The sequence below is a fragment of the Paraburkholderia sp. RL17-380-BIE-A genome (assembly GCF_046028085.1).
Classification (GTDB): Bacteria; Pseudomonadota; Gammaproteobacteria; order Burkholderiales; family Burkholderiaceae; genus Paraburkholderia.
In genome coordinates, this window is the sequence record NZ_JARESQ010000001.1 from 488625 (window position 1) to 501850 (window position 13226).

13 protein-coding genes are annotated in these 13226 nt (G+C 62.6%); 5 read left to right on the top strand and 8 right to left on the bottom strand.

From position 1 onward, the window contains the following. Window positions 1-227: 227 nt before the first annotated feature. A complete protein-coding gene (locus P0D68_RS02190) occupies window positions 228-1466 on the top strand; it encodes a zinc-binding metallopeptidase family protein (RefSeq protein WP_408300067.1) in 1239 nt (412 codons plus the stop codon). Window positions 1467-1736: 270 nt separating this feature from the next. Continuing rightward, entirely contained in the window at window positions 1737-3599 is a 1863-nt protein-coding gene (locus P0D68_RS02195) for an adhesin (RefSeq protein WP_408300069.1), read from the top strand. Between the two features lie 126 nt (window positions 3600-3725). Here P0D68_RS02195 and P0D68_RS02200 read toward each other — a convergent pair whose 3' ends face one another. Both P0D68_RS02200 and P0D68_RS02205 read right to left on the bottom strand, forming a co-directional pair. Continuing rightward, entirely contained in the window at window positions 3726-4988 is a 1263-nt protein-coding gene (locus P0D68_RS02200) for a DUF3443 domain-containing protein (RefSeq protein WP_408300071.1), read from the bottom strand. A gap of 11 nt (window positions 4989-4999) precedes the next feature. Next, the gene (locus tag P0D68_RS02205; protein ID WP_408300210.1) at window positions 5000-5449 is read right to left on the bottom strand and encodes a DUF2844 domain-containing protein; all 450 of its coding nucleotides are present in this window, start codon (window positions 5447-5449) and stop codon (window positions 5000-5002) included. Between the two features lie 134 nt (window positions 5450-5583). On the opposite strand from P0D68_RS02205, the gene P0D68_RS02210 reads away from it, so the two are divergent. Next, on the top strand, window positions 5584-5841 hold the full coding sequence (locus P0D68_RS02210; protein ID WP_408300073.1) for a hypothetical protein: 258 nt from the start codon (window positions 5584-5586) through the stop codon (window positions 5839-5841). Window positions 5842-6063: 222 nt separating this feature from the next. Here P0D68_RS02210 and P0D68_RS02215 read toward each other — a convergent pair whose 3' ends face one another. Then, the gene (locus tag P0D68_RS02215) at window positions 6064-6489 is read right to left on the bottom strand and encodes a phasin family protein (RefSeq protein WP_091807016.1); all 426 of its coding nucleotides are present in this window, start codon (window positions 6487-6489) and stop codon (window positions 6064-6066) included. A 911-nt stretch (window positions 6490-7400) separates the two neighbouring features. Between P0D68_RS02215 and P0D68_RS02220 the strand changes: the two genes are divergently transcribed. Further along, on the top strand, window positions 7401-8168 hold the full coding sequence (locus P0D68_RS02220) for a DUF4410 domain-containing protein (RefSeq protein ID WP_408300077.1): 768 nt from the start codon (window positions 7401-7403) through the stop codon (window positions 8166-8168). An 80-nt stretch (window positions 8169-8248) separates the two neighbouring features. On the opposite strand, the gene P0D68_RS02225 is transcribed toward P0D68_RS02220, so the two are convergent. The 4 genes from P0D68_RS02225 to P0D68_RS02240 form a co-directional block, all read right to left on the bottom strand. Next, on the bottom strand, window positions 8249-8926 hold the full coding sequence (locus P0D68_RS02225) for a dihydrofolate reductase family protein (RefSeq protein ID WP_408300079.1): 678 nt from the start codon (window positions 8924-8926) through the stop codon (window positions 8249-8251). A 71-nt stretch (window positions 8927-8997) separates the two neighbouring features. Continuing rightward, a complete protein-coding gene (locus P0D68_RS02230) occupies window positions 8998-9621 on the bottom strand; it encodes an RNA polymerase sigma factor (protein ID WP_091807013.1) in 624 nt (207 codons plus the stop codon). Window positions 9622-9650: 29 nt separating this feature from the next. After that, a complete protein-coding gene (locus P0D68_RS02235; RefSeq protein WP_408300081.1) occupies window positions 9651-10676 on the bottom strand; it encodes a MerR family transcriptional regulator in 1026 nt (341 codons plus the stop codon). Window positions 10677-11049: 373 nt separating this feature from the next. After that, window positions 11050-12147, bottom strand: coding sequence for an NADH:flavin oxidoreductase/NADH oxidase (locus tag P0D68_RS02240; protein WP_408300083.1), 1098 nt, complete (start codon window positions 12145-12147; stop codon window positions 11050-11052). Window positions 12148-12234: 87 nt separating this feature from the next. Here P0D68_RS02240 and P0D68_RS02245 point away from each other — a divergent pair, with 87 nt between their 5' ends. After that, window positions 12235-12564, top strand: a complete 330-nt coding sequence (locus P0D68_RS02245; protein WP_091807006.1) for an ArsR/SmtB family transcription factor — start codon at window positions 12235-12237, stop codon at window positions 12562-12564. 157 nt (window positions 12565-12721) lie between these two features. On the opposite strand, the gene P0D68_RS02250 is transcribed toward P0D68_RS02245, so the two are convergent. Beyond that, on the bottom strand, window positions 12722-13153 hold the full coding sequence (locus P0D68_RS02250; protein ID WP_408185546.1) for a response regulator: 432 nt from the start codon (window positions 13151-13153) through the stop codon (window positions 12722-12724). Window positions 13154-13226 lie beyond the last annotated feature (73 nt).

Sequence of the window (13226 nt, forward strand, 5' to 3'; positions counted from 1 at the left end):
CCCGGATCACCGCCTGCGATGAACTTTGCCGCGCCTGGCCGACCGTCCGGTCGATCGAACCGAGCACCCTTCTCCTGCCATTTCCAAGCTCACGCACCAAAGCGGCGCAACGCTCATGCACGATCATGCACGTAATGTGCGTTAAACCAGTGACGTCTGGCAAATGCGGCATGAAGATTGCGGCAGCTGTTCGCTCATGCCCGCCCTCCACCTCCCAGGCTCGACCGATGAAAACCTTCCACTGCAATCACTGCTCGCACCTCGTGTTCTATGAAAACGTGCGTTGCGAACGTTGCGAGTCATTGCTCGGCTATGTACCTGAACTGGCGGAAATCAGCGCGTTCGAAGACGCCGGCGATGGACGCTGGCGCAGCCTGCATCCGGGCGCCGACGGTGCGCTGTTCCGCCAATGCCACAACTACGCCGTCGAAAACGTCTGTAACTGGATGATCCCCGCCGACTCGCCGGACGTGCTATGCCGCGCCTGCCAGTTGACCTTGACGATTCCGAATCTGAGCGCGCCGGACAATCGGCTCTACTGGTATCGGCTTGAAATGGCCAAACGTCGCCTGCTGTACACACTGGCCGAACTCGGTCTCGACGTGAAGTCGCGCCAGGCCGACCCGGAACATGGCCTCGCCTTCGAATTCCTCGAAGACGGCGGCGACGGTTCGCGCGTCATGACCGGCCATGATAACGGCCTGATCACGCTGAACATCGCCGAAGCCGACGACGCGTACCGCGAGAAAGTCCGCACCGCGATGGGCGAGCCGTACCGGACCTTGCTCGGCCACTTCCGGCACGAGACCGGGCACTACTACTTCAGCCAGCTCGTCGAGAACAACCCGCGCTGGCTCGAACCGTTCCGCAAACTGTTCGGCGACGAAAGCATCGACTATGGCGAGGCGTTGAACGCCTACTATCGCGACGGCGCGCCGGCCGACTGGCAGGCGTCGTATATCAGCGCGTATGCCACGATGCATCCCTGGGAAGATTGGGCCGAGACGTGGGCGCACTACATGCTTATCGTCGACGTGCTGGATACGTCGACCTCGTACGGCGTTGCGCTGCTGCCCGACGATCCGAGCGAGCCGACGCTGACCGATCGCACGCCGGTGGAAGACGCCAGCTTCGAGAATCTGATGAAGCGCTGGTTTCCACTCACCTATGCGCTGAACAGCCTGAACCGGAGTCTTGGCATGCCGGACGGTTATCCGTTCACGCTCGCCGCGCCGGTGGTGGAGAAGCTGCGTTTCGTGCATCGCGTGATCGAGGCGGCCGGCGACAAATCCGTGCCGCGCGAAGCGGCGACGCCGCCGGGGCAGGCCGTAGCTTCGCAAGCGCCGGCACAACCGGTGGAGGCCCCGCCGCCGCAGTTGGAACCCGTGGCATCCGAGTCACCGTTGCAGCCGGAGCCCGCCGCCGTCCAAACAACCCCGGCAAAGCGGGCCACGCGGCGGCGCTAGGCGCGCTCTCGCACCGCATCGGCTCAAAGGCCTCTTCAAAAGCCTTTCTCAAAATAAGACTCTTCCTAGATGCATCCCGGTCGAATTCTTTGACAATCGGATTCCGTTGGCGACACACGCAGTCAGTGGACATCGCCCGAACTCGGCGCGGCGCGCGTCCCATCACGCGTCGCAATCCGCAGTGGGTCTCACGCCCCGTCGCCCGCCTTCCTGTCATTGAACACGACGCGCATGCGGAACACCGCATGCCGTTCACTCTCGACCGTCACCATGAGCACAGAATTCTCCCTCGATCGATTCGAATCCCAGATCCAGTCCCGTGACTACGATGCCGCGCACGAGGAGTTCTGCGCGCTGCTCAAAACGCTCTGCGAAAAGCGCGGCACGCTCGGCGGCGAACGCTTTGCCCGCAGCAGTCCGAATTCGCCCGGCGACGAAGCGTCGCAGCGCACCTTGCAGCGCATCGCCGACGGATTCACCGCGCTGTTTTCGGCGCCCGAGTACACGCTCGCCGCGGAGAAAATGAACATCCTGTTTTGGGGGCGGCCATGGATCAACATGATCTTCGCCGTGTCGTCGTATGGATCGACCGATCACATCGTCCGCACGCTGCTCGACGCCGCGCACGACAACAACGACAACAACGCCACGCGCGACGTATTGACCCGCAAGCAACTGGTGCTCTACACGTCGGGTTCGCAATACGATATCGATTTCGCGGATCTTCATCGATGCGACCCGGTGCTCGCGACCAGCCTCGGCGTTTCTATCGTCAGCGCGGCCGTGCACATCTCGCCCGCCGCGCACGAAAAACGCGAGCGGCTGCTCGGCTGGTTGCCGGGCGCGCTGGAGAGTATCGAAGACCTCGACGACTTGCCGACCGCCGCCGTGTGCGGCGCTTACATGCATTGCAGCTATTCCACCTCGCCCGATCGGCACGCAATCAAGCGCAGCATCAACAAGCTGGTTCGCAAAAAACTGGAGACACTCGGCCTGCTCGACCATGAAGCCAACGTCCCACGCACGCCGGCCAAACGACACGATAAGAACCGCAAGCCGGTGATGCTGGTGGTTCTCGAATGGTTCACGGGCGGCCACTCGATCTACCGCACCCATTCACGCACAATGCTCGCCGCGCGCGAGCATTTCGAAGTCGTCGCGTTCGGCGAGGCGCAGCATGTGGACGAAACAGGGCGCGCGATTTTCGATCGTTTCGTCGAATTCGAGCATCCGGAATACATCGGCGATTGCATCCGCCAGATCCAGGCATTCGCCACGCGCGAGCAACCGGATGTGCTTTATATGCCGAGTGTCGGCATGTTCTCGCACACGATCTTTCTGTCAAACCTGCGCGTCGCGCCACTGCAGATCGCGGGTCTCGGTCATCCGGCAACGATGCACGCGGCGCATATGGACTACGTGAGCGTCGAAGAAGATTTCGTCGGCGACCCGGCGTGCTTCAGCGAAAAAATGATGCGTTTGCCGAAGGATGGCCAACCGTACGTGCCGTCGAAACTGCTCACCGAAATCGTGCCGTCAATTCCGGCGCGAGGCGACATCGTCAACATCGGGGTGACGGCCAGTGCGATGAAGATCAATCCGCACTTTCTCGAAACCTGCAAGGCGATCGTTCACACCGCTCGTGTGCCGGTCAAATTCCATTTCATGACATGCTGGAGCGAAGGCATCGATCTGGCGTACGTCAGAAAATCGATTCACGCGACGCTGCCGCAATCGAGCGTGGACGTGTACGGTTCGCTCGACTACCCGACGTATCTGAAAGTCCTCAACACGATGGACATGTTCGTGAGCCCGTTCCCGTTCGGCAACACCAACGGCATCGTCGATTCGTTCACCATGGGCCTGCCCGGTGTCAATCTGTGCGGGCGCGAAGTATTCGAGCATATCGACAGCGGCCTGTTCGGGCGCGCCGGCTTGCCGTCGTGGCTGACCGCTCACTCGACCGACGAGTACGTGCGCGCCGCCGCACGGCTCGCCGAGCAGCACGATGAGCGCGAGGCGCTGCGCCGGCGCCTGATCGACGGGAAAGCCGTCGAACGTATCTTCGCGGGGCGTCCCGAGGCGTTCGGCGAGGCCGTGTTGGCGGTGCTCAACAGTCTCGACAAGACGTAACGACGAATCCCTTATCAACTGACGGGCCGCGACGGAACATGTCCCGTCGCGGCCCGTTTTCATATCTGGCGAGTCTCGCCAAAGCGCTCGCCAAAAAGCGCCGACCAGACAAGCTGTCTTCCGAACTCAATACGCGACGTAAGGCCCCGTACCGCCAGGTGTCGCCTGCTGCTCGACGGCGGCATACACATTGCGACCGTAGAAGAACGGCAAACCCCAATCGAAGATCGTGGACTGAACGAACGCCGGTCCCGCCAGCAGCGGCAGCGCCGAATCGCCGCTATAGGTCTGTGCAATCGTCGTAGCATTGCCGACGCTGAAATTCACCGCGCTCGTGGTCCCGTTCACCCCCTGGATCATCGCGCTCATTTGCGCGGTCGACACCGGGCAGTAGTACGAATTATTCGGGCTCGCGCATACCGGCAAAGAGCTGGTCTGAAAGAACAGCCCGGTCGAACCGCTGTCCAGAATGCTGCGCGAATAGGTCGTGCCGTTCTGCACGGTGGTAAAGGTGCCGTTCGACGGACTCACGCCGATCACTTGCGCGCCGCCCAGCGTATTGTTGGTCTGCGTGCCGATGCCGAACACCAGTTGCCCCGTGACCGACTGCGCGGCACCCGAGACCGTCGGCAGGCTCAGCATCGAACCGTTGTTGTCGGCGGCGAAGTACGGAATCGGATTGGCGACCTGGAGTTCTTCGGCAAGCGGAATCGACGTGCATGTCGTGCCGTTGCAGCCGTAATACGTGCCGGCCAGCGCCTGCTGCACGCAGTTCGCGCCGCAGTCGTGCTTGAACACGCCGATGCCGAGAATGCCGTTGGCCTGCAACGCGGCCGGCGTGTTGCGCGATGCGCCGACGCTCGCGCAATCGGCCGGCAGTGAAGCGTAGTTCGGGTCGATCACCTGGATCGGCAGCGAGGCGGCTTTTTCACCGGCAATCTGCAAATCAGCGAGCTTCACCGCGCCCCACGTGTAACCGTCGAAGAACTGCATGCATTCGGCGACCTGATTGCCCGCGGCGTCCTTCTGTTGCGGCAGGGTCATTGTCGCGGGCAACTGGGAAGCAAAGATGCGCACGCCCCACGACCCGGTATCGACCAGTATGTGGTCGATGGTTTGGCATTGAGCCGTACCCGGCGCACAAATCGTGATGCTGACGAACGGCATGTTCGGCACGTCGCTCACGCCGGAGTCGACCGTCACGCGCACTGCGTTCGCGGCCAGCACTTGCGACGACGGCGCGGTGTTGATCACGGTGGGACCGGCCGAGTTCGAACTGCTCGAACTGGCCGTGCTGCTGGACCCGCCGCCCCCGCCGCCGCAAGCACTGACGAGCAGTGCAAGCAGCGCCGCGCACAGCAGGATCCTGAAGGAAGACATATGACGCATGATCCGCACCGTTATTGAATGACGCCGACATCGACGCCCGCAGGCACCGCTGGCGGCAAATACGCGTGGCCGGCGAACGCGCGAAGATGGCCGCCGGAGTAGACCACCAGATCGCCGCTGGAGACCGCGAGCGGCGTGCCGCGACGCGTCGCGGCGGCGGAGACGTAGGCGTCGAACGACGTCCCCAGCATGGATTTCAGATCCGGCAACGTGGGGCCTTCCCATGCGACACCGAACACGATGCCGTTGGGCGCGACGTACTCGCGCACCAGCGTGCCGGACGGCAGCGTCATCAGATGGACCGAATACGCGCTTTGCGTAGTCGCCGTGTGAGCCACTGCGCGCAAGCGGGATTGATCGCTGTCGACAGTGCTCACGTTCTGGCCGAGCGTCGCGTGCGCGGCAAACGACAGCGCGCAGCTTGCCCCGAGCATTGCGCGAGCAATGCGGGAATAGAGCATCGGTTTCAAGAGAATTCCTTCGAGGTGAAACGCTCACGACCACGCGTCGAGCCGGTCACGAACGGGAAACTAGGGGGCGCACGCTTCGCCGGTGGTGCTGGTGTTGCATTCACACTGGTTGAGCTGCGTGCTGCGTGAATGCGTCTACGGAGTGGTGGCGCGAAACTTTAGGCATCGAGGTGAGGCGCGGCAATCGTTTGCGCAACGATTTAAACTTTTCTCCCGCGCGGCAACGTTCGAGTCTGTTTGATATTTCGGGACCAGATCACCAAGTGGCGGCGCTCGAGCGCATGTTTTCGTTGCACGGCTCGTTTAAAGCAAACGACAGTGCACATTGCCCGCATCGCGCGCAGAAAAAAATTCATGCGCGCAGCATTATGCGATCGATGTAAGTGAACGCTGAAAAAATCGCCTGGAAGGCCCGTTTTCCTCTGACGATAGGACGCGTCAAAACACCGGTCGCGTGAGGACGAAGCGGCAACGCCATCGCGCTTCGCAGAACAAAAAAAATGCCGCGGATGACTCGAAAGTCAACCACGGCATCGGTCGTTCGAACGTGACGCGTCTGGCTCGATCGATTCCGCAGAGTCGATCGATTCGACGCGCAGCGCCCGCTACTTTTTGTGCTGCTGCAGGAGCGACTTAAGCTCCTCGACATTCTCTTCTACGCGTTTTGCGATCACCGCATACGACTCGGCTTGCGTCTGATAGGCCGCTTGCGCCAGTTGTTGCATATCGGCAAGCGACTTGTGCAGGCTCTGCTGGATCAACTCGGCCGCCTTGCCCGAAGGCGCGGCGCCGCCGGCCGATAACTGGCCCGTCAGCGACTGCAATTCGCTCAGGGTCGTGCGCAACATATCAGCCTGCTTCTGCGCGAGCGACTGCATCCCCTGGAAAGCCGTCTGATTCGCCTGAACCAGTGCTTCCATGTCCTTGCGTCGCGCTTCCATGATGGCGGGTACGTCGAAGCCGGGGAGCTTGAACTGCTCCAGCATTTTGGTGAAATCGCCAAACGGATTGGCGGCGTCAGGTCGGTCCATGCGAAATCCTCCTTAACGGTTGAGTACCCGCCGGCGGTGCATTGCCGCGTTGTGTTTCCGTGACGCATGCACCGGCGGCTTCGCGTGCGCCGCGCGTCCCATAGAGGCACTCGGCTTCTGGGGTCGGACGGCACATCGCTTCAATCATGCGCCATCCGGAAACAATGCGCCAGCGGGCGCACCCTGGACGCGCGCCGTCGGCGGGAGTTGAAGGGCATCGGCCACGCTGCACGGCCAGCCCGATAACCGGCCGAGCGGCGCTTTGCACGCGGGCATTTTTTCCGTCAGTCAGCGGCGGTGCGGCAACTCCTGCATCCGGCCCGCGACTGGAAGCGTTCCCGCCAGCAAGCTGCTCAGTCATTCAGCATGTTGCGTTGGCTTTCCCACATTGCCGCTTCTTTGGCCACTGTTCATCTTCCGTCAGGTGATTAGGATATGAGCACTGCAAACGCTGGTGTCCTGGTGAAGAATGCGCTATCCGCTGAACATGGCAGTCGCCGCCTTCCTGCTGATTTTTGTCCTTGGCTGCATCATCAAACTCGCCTTGAGCTGACGCCCGATACTCGCGGCGCCGCACGCGCCATTGCATGACTTCACGGCGCTGACCGGCGCGGTCGATCCTCACCCCACCCCCTCTTTTCCTGCCGCGTCCAATGACGCTTGCGACGCGCGAAAGCCCCGCGCGGCGCCTCTTGCCGCCGTGACACAGGACGAAATAATTGTTGGATGGAGTTCGGGAAGTGACTCACCCATACTTCGTTTCGCTGCCGGTGCGGATGAAACAGAACGCATGAGATCAAGGGTGCTTCACGTGCGAGACGACTCGCCGATGATCAACGATCCTACGGTTGCCCGATCATCGGAAGAACGGCTCGACCATACCGGCACCGCGTGCCGACGACAGGATGAACATGTTGACTTCAGTGAAATTCCTCAAAAGAAATGCCACCCGTTTTGCCTGCATGGCGATGGTCTGCTGCGGCGCTCTGCTGACCGGCTGCGCGAGCGGCAGCATCGACCATGCAAGCGAGACGAACACGCCGGTCCATGTGCGGCCGGACAACATTTATGTCTACACTTTCGACGCCAGCCCCGACCAGGTCAAACTGGATGGCGGCATGATGCAGAAAGTGAAGACGCAACTCGAAGGTTCGTCCGCTGCGCAAAAGCAGGCCGCGGACGCCGCCGCAGTCCGCGAGCAGGTCGCCAACGAAATCGTGCATCAATTGCAATCGATGGGTCTGCGTGCGATCCGCTCCGACGTTCCCGCGCCAGCCGATCAGAACGTGCTGCTCGTTCAAGGCAGCTTCGATACGATCGACTCGGGCAACCGTCGCCGCCGCATGCTGATCGGCCTCGGTGCGGGCAAGAGCGAAGTGACGAGTTCGGTGCAGATTCTGTATAAGCCCGCGGGCGGTGCGCCGCGACTGGTGCAAACCTTCAATGCCAGCGCGGACAGCGGCAAGGCGCCGGGCATGGTGGAGACGGCGGGTGTGGGTGCGGCGGCCGGCAGTGTAGCGACTTCGGCGGCGGCGGGTGGCGGCTTGCATGCCGTAACCGAAACCCAACGCGCCGGTGTGTCAGCGGACGCGAAGCGCCTCGCGGACGCCGTCGCCAAACAGATCGGTGAGATTGGCGTGAGCGGCGGCTGGCTCTCGACCGCACACGCGCAAGGCTGATAACCGCTTATCCCTGTGCACTGAAAATAATGCGAGCGGCCGGCGGCAGAGTGACTTCGATTTCACTCTGCCGCGCGCTTTCAGGCTTTCGTATAGCGCAACCAGACAGCGTCGTGTTCCGTCTTTTCAACGGACGTGAGTTTCAGATAGGCGGGCGCTTGCCACTTCTGCATCGCCACTTCGAACGAAGAAGGATGTTCGCTGCGGCCGTCCACCAGCGGCAGAATCAACACGCTCACTTCGTCGACCAGACCCGCGTTCACGAACGCCCCGCTCACGTGCGAGCCGCCCTCCACGATCAGCTTTTTGACCCCGAGTTCGCGCGCCAGTGTCTGCACCACCGCGTCGAGATCGAGCTCGGACTTGCCACCGAACACGTATGAGACGCCGATCGATTGCAGGTAAGCGAGGTAGTCGTCGGAGACCTGCTCGGTCAGTACTTCGATCACGTGCGACTTGAGCGCGGTGTTGCTCTTCCACGCCACGCGCCCCTGCGGATCGATTGAAATCGCGTATTGATCCGCTTTACGCTCGACGAAGTGATCGGTACGCGGCACCGGGCCCCTGGCGAGCCCCTTTGGATAGTCCTCGCCGTGCGAAATTTCCTGCATGGTCACTCGCCCGCAGATCCAGCCATCGGCTTCGAAAGTGGCGGCGGTGTTTTCGTACAGGTCGGACGCATAGTCGAGGTGCCAGCCGTCGGTCAAACTGCGGCCGTCGAGCGAGGACATCATGTGCGCGACGATATAGGGTTTCATGCGTGAAGCCTCCGTGTCAGGTCAATGAGAAGACCTTGCAGCAAGAGGCGTTCCGCAAATCCTGCCCTGTATCAGTAGATGCCGCCGCGATGCGGCGCGTGGCGAGCCTCGGCCATGCTGCGCAGCGACTCCAGCCCGCGGCTGATCCAGGTTTTGACCGTACCGATCGGCGCGTCCAGCGTGTGCGCGATTTCCGATTGCGACTGCCCGCGAAAATAGGCGAGCGCAATCGCCTGGCGCTGAACCGGCGTCAATCGGCCCAGGTAGGACGACAGGCGCTCGGCGTCGAGCGAAAACTCGTGCGAGAGGTCCGGCTCGGCCTCGCCCGCGGCAATGCGTTCGTCCAGTTCTTCGACGTATACGCCCCCGTAGGGATTGCGCCGCAAGTAATCGAGCGCCTGGTTCTTCACGATGCTCGACATCCAGGTAGACGGCGAGGCCTTGCCGGGATCGTATGAGCCTGCGAAGCGCCAGATCTTGATGAAGCCGTCCTGCAGCACTTCTTCCGCGGATTCGCTGGTGCGGGTCACGCGCACGGCGAGGCCGAAAAGCGACGGCGCGGACGTCCGGTAAAGCGTCTCGAACGCTCTCGCGTCGCGCCGTGAAACACGCTCGAGGAGCGCCGCGAGATGCGCGCTCTTTTCGTCCAGTGCGGGCGCGCTGAAGGTCGCGTCCGTCGAAGCATCATGTGACATGGCACATCCTCCGAAACGGTGTGCGCGTGCTAGTCCTGAACGGCTTGCGGCGGCTGCGCGCCGGCAAACCAGCCTTCTTCCCGCGCCACTCGCTCGAGCGCCGCTTCAACCATCGCGCAAGCCCGGTTGCTGACGTCGCCCAGATAGCGGTGCAACGCGGCGTCCTGCGCCGAGCGCGACGTACACGCGTCGCTGTAGCGCTCGAACGCCGACAGTTTCATGACCAGTTCTGCAAGGTGGCGCGGACATTCGCACGAAATCGTCGAAGAACGGCTGGCAATGGCTTCCAGTTCGCGGTCGTCGTAGCGACGGCGCACGCGCGCCCATACGGCGTCGTCGCCGGTGCGCTCCTGAATGCGGGTTCGTTCGCAGAGGTCGCCCAGCATCTGACGGAATTCCGTCCGGCTGTCGGGCTCGCGATAGAGACGCACGCCCGCCACGCGCAAAATCTCCGCCGCCGGGCCGGTGCCGAAGCCGTAGACGACCGCGATCGCTTTCGCGCGGACCGCGTCGCCGAGCGCGATGATCTGCGACGCGACTTCCTCCTGCAATGAATCGACGCTGACGAGCAGTGCGTCGATCGGCTCGCGGCGCTCACTGGTCGTACCGGCGCTGGCGAGATCGAGGTCGGCGAAAGTGACGAGATCGTTCACGCCGTAAGGCCGCAAATCGACACCCGATGCTTCCAGTCGCTGCGCGAGGTTGCCGCCCACGAGAGCCAGCCGGAGATCGGCGGACTCGGCGAACGGCATGTCGGTCGCGCCGCCGCTTTCACGCCCGCTGCGCGCGGCCAGAAACTGCAGTTGCTCGCGATCGAGCCGCGCGATCGCGCCGATCGCGTGGCCGCGACTCACCAGCAGTTTGATCAGGCTGAGTCGCCTGACGTCGTCTTCCGTGTACAGACGCTGGCCTGACGCGGTTTTGGCCGGTCCAACCACGCCGTAACGACGCTCCCAGATCCGCAACGTCGTGACCGGCATTTTTGCCAAACGCGCCGCTTCGCCGCTTCTGTAACCATGCTGACCCGTGGTTTGCTCGTCGGATGAAGTCACCATGACACCCTTGATGGTCAAATTGAAACAAGCATACGCGCATTTGAGCCAGCTTGAAACGATTTATCGACTCATGATGAGTAATTGAAACGGATTTTTGATGCGCTTACTGTCATTTCGGCGTCGTTCGATTAGCCGCGAGACGGGTGCGGCGGCCCGTGCGGGTCGTGAAGTAGACGGGGGTGGTCTGTGCGGCGCACGGCCGAGTTGGGGCGCGGGCGGGCCGGAGGACCGGAGGACTGGCGGAAAGGCGGAAAGGCGGAAAGGCGGAAAGGCGGAAAGGCGGAAAGGCGGAATATAGGTTATCCCGCCTGCCCCGGCACATGAACCGCCGGGGCAAACAGCACATCGATACAACGCGACGCGAGACGGAAACTCAGGCGACAGCGTAGCGTTCGAGCCAATGCGCGTAAGGCGCCGGCAGCGTCCACGACGCTCGCTCGATACCCAGCTTCTTCGCCGCATGGTACGGCCAGTGCGGATCGGCCAGATGCGCGCGGCCGACCATCACCAGATCCAGTTGCCCGTTCTTCACCGAACGGTCCGCCAGTTCCGGCGTATCGATGCCCCATGCCGACGAAACCGGGATGCCGGCCTCGCGGCGCACGCGTTCCGCAATCGGCGCGAGAAACGCCGGCGCCCACGGAATCGCCGCTTTCGGCGTGGAGAAGCCCACACTGACGCTCAGCATGTCCAGCCCTTCGCGCTTGAAATTCTTCGCGAGTTCAATTGACTCGGCGAGAGTCTGCTCGTCGCGGCCGTCGTACTCGATCACGCCGAAACGCGCCGTCAACGGCAGATGCTCCGGCCACACCTTGCGCACCGCCGCCAGCGTTTCCAGCAGGAAGCGGCTGCGGTTTTCGAGACTGCCGCCGTAGGCGTCGTCACGCTGATTCGAGTGGGTCGAGAAGAAGCTCTGGCCGAGATAGCCGTGCGCAAAATGCAGTTCGAGCCACTCGAAGCCCGCGTCACGCGCCCGCCTCGCGGCGGCGACGAAATCCTCGCGAACGCGCGCAATGTCGTCGAGCGTCATGGCCTTCGGCACCTTGGGCAAATTGCCGCCGAACGCGATCGCCGAAGGTGCGATGGTTTGCCAGCCGCGGCTGTCGCCGTCGGCGATGTGATCGTCGCCTTCCCACGGACGATTGGCGCTGGCTTTGCGGCCCGCATGGCCGATCTGGATGCCCGGCACCGAACCCGCCGCCTTGATCGACGCGACCACCGGCGCGAAAGCCTGCGCCTGCTCGTCAGTCCAGATACCGGCGCAGCCCGGCGTGATGCGGCCTTCAGGCGACACGGCCGTCGCCTCGACGATTACCAGCCCGGCACCGCCGCGCGCAAGACCGGCCAGGTGGACGCGGTGCCAGTCGTTGATCAGGCCGTCCTCGGCCGTGTACTGGCACATTGGCGGAATGGCAATCCGGTTGCGCAGGGAAACGTCTTTGAGCTTGTACGGCTGAAACAATGCGGACATCGTGCAAAACTCCTTTGGACTTGCTTGTACGGTAGTTCGATAAACATCGAATAACCAAGTATCTCAGAAACCTTTATCATTTGCAGGATGCGCACTTATAACCATCCCGCCGCTGAGGACTTCACGCTCGGACGGCTGTTTCATGCCTTGAGCGATCCGGTTCGCCTGGAGATCGTCCGCCGGTTGTCGTCGGTCGAAGAAGCTACCTGCGGCGATCTCGACGGGGGCCGCCCCAAATCGAGCGTGTCCCATCACTTCCGGATCCTGCGTGAGGCCGGCCTGGTGCGCACGCGCGTGGCCGGCACCGTGCATCAGAATTCGCTGCGGCGCGCGGAACTGGACAGCCGGTTTCCCGGCTTGATGGAGGCGATTCTCCGGCAAATCGTCGCGGAGCCGGCGTTGAGCGAGCCGGCTTGACTGGTTCGGGTCGACGCCTGCCGCTGAGGCCGGCGGGCTTCATATCGCGCCGTTACCGCCTCAAAGATTGACCGCGGGTTTCCAAAGCGACGCACCGCGCCCGCCCAGCATCGCCCCACCCGAAATCGCTCAACTAACGCGTCTCGATCCGCCGCCGCTATTCGCGCCAGAACTTGCGCATCAGCGCGAGCAGCGCACTCGGGGGCGTGCCTTTTTGACAATAGCCGTCGAAATTGTGACGTGCCTTACCAGTTTCCTTGACGTGATCCTCATCGAGGGAAGTGAACGCGACAATGCCCAGACTGTGCGTCGGCAAATAACTGCGCAGAGCGCTCGCGGTTTCATAACCATCGCGCTCCGGCATCATGATGTCGAGCACCACGACGTCGGGCACCCAGTCGCGCACACAGCGCAACGCCTGCTCGCAGCCGTTGGCGGCGCGGGCTTCGACGCCTTCGTAGGAGAGATAGGTGGCGAGCGCTTCGGCGGCGCCGACGTTGTCGTCCACGACCAGGACGCGCGGCACTTCGTGCAGTATCCGGATCTCGCGGGCGCTCCACCGTTGGCAAGTAGAGGGGGTTCGAGGCATAGGCGGCAGCTTGCGAAAAGAACACCCTGGCCCAGCAAGCTCCGTACCATCAGACGAAGCGAGTCACTCGCGG

Bases quoted from the DNA above. Each gene is read 5' to 3' on its own strand.
- P0D68_RS02245 (WP_091807006.1), top strand. From the start codon at position 12,235: ATGCGCACTTATAACCATCCCGCCGCTGAGGACTTCACGCTCGGACGG.
- P0D68_RS02215 (WP_091807016.1), bottom strand. From the start codon at position 6,489: ATGGACCGACCTGACGCCGCCAATCCGTTTGGCGATTTCACCAAAATG.
- P0D68_RS02240 (WP_408300083.1), bottom strand. From the start codon at position 12,147: ATGTCCGCATTGTTTCAGCCGTACAAGCTCAAAGACGTTTCCCTGCGC.
- P0D68_RS02230 (WP_091807013.1), bottom strand. From the start codon at position 9,621: ATGTCACATGATGCTTCGACGGACGCGACCTTCAGCGCGCCCGCACTG.
- P0D68_RS02190 (WP_408300067.1), top strand. From the start codon at position 228: ATGAAAACCTTCCACTGCAATCACTGCTCGCACCTCGTGTTCTATGAA.
- P0D68_RS02235 (WP_408300081.1), bottom strand. From the start codon at position 10,676: ATGGTGACTTCATCCGACGAGCAAACCACGGGTCAGCATGGTTACAGA.
- P0D68_RS02225 (WP_408300079.1), bottom strand. From the start codon at position 8,926: ATGAAACCCTATATCGTCGCGCACATGATGTCCTCGCTCGACGGCCGC.
- P0D68_RS02205 (WP_408300210.1), bottom strand. From the start codon at position 5,449: ATGCTCTATTCCCGCATTGCTCGCGCAATGCTCGGGGCAAGCTGCGCG.
- P0D68_RS02250 (WP_408185546.1), bottom strand. From the start codon at position 13,153: ATGCCTCGAACCCCCTCTACTTGCCAACGGTGGAGCGCCCGCGAGATC.
- P0D68_RS02200 (WP_408300071.1), bottom strand. From the start codon at position 4,988: ATGCGTCATATGTCTTCCTTCAGGATCCTGCTGTGCGCGGCGCTGCTT.
- P0D68_RS02220 (WP_408300077.1), top strand. From the start codon at position 7,401: ATGTTGACTTCAGTGAAATTCCTCAAAAGAAATGCCACCCGTTTTGCC.
- P0D68_RS02195 (WP_408300069.1), top strand. From the start codon at position 1,737: ATGAGCACAGAATTCTCCCTCGATCGATTCGAATCCCAGATCCAGTCC.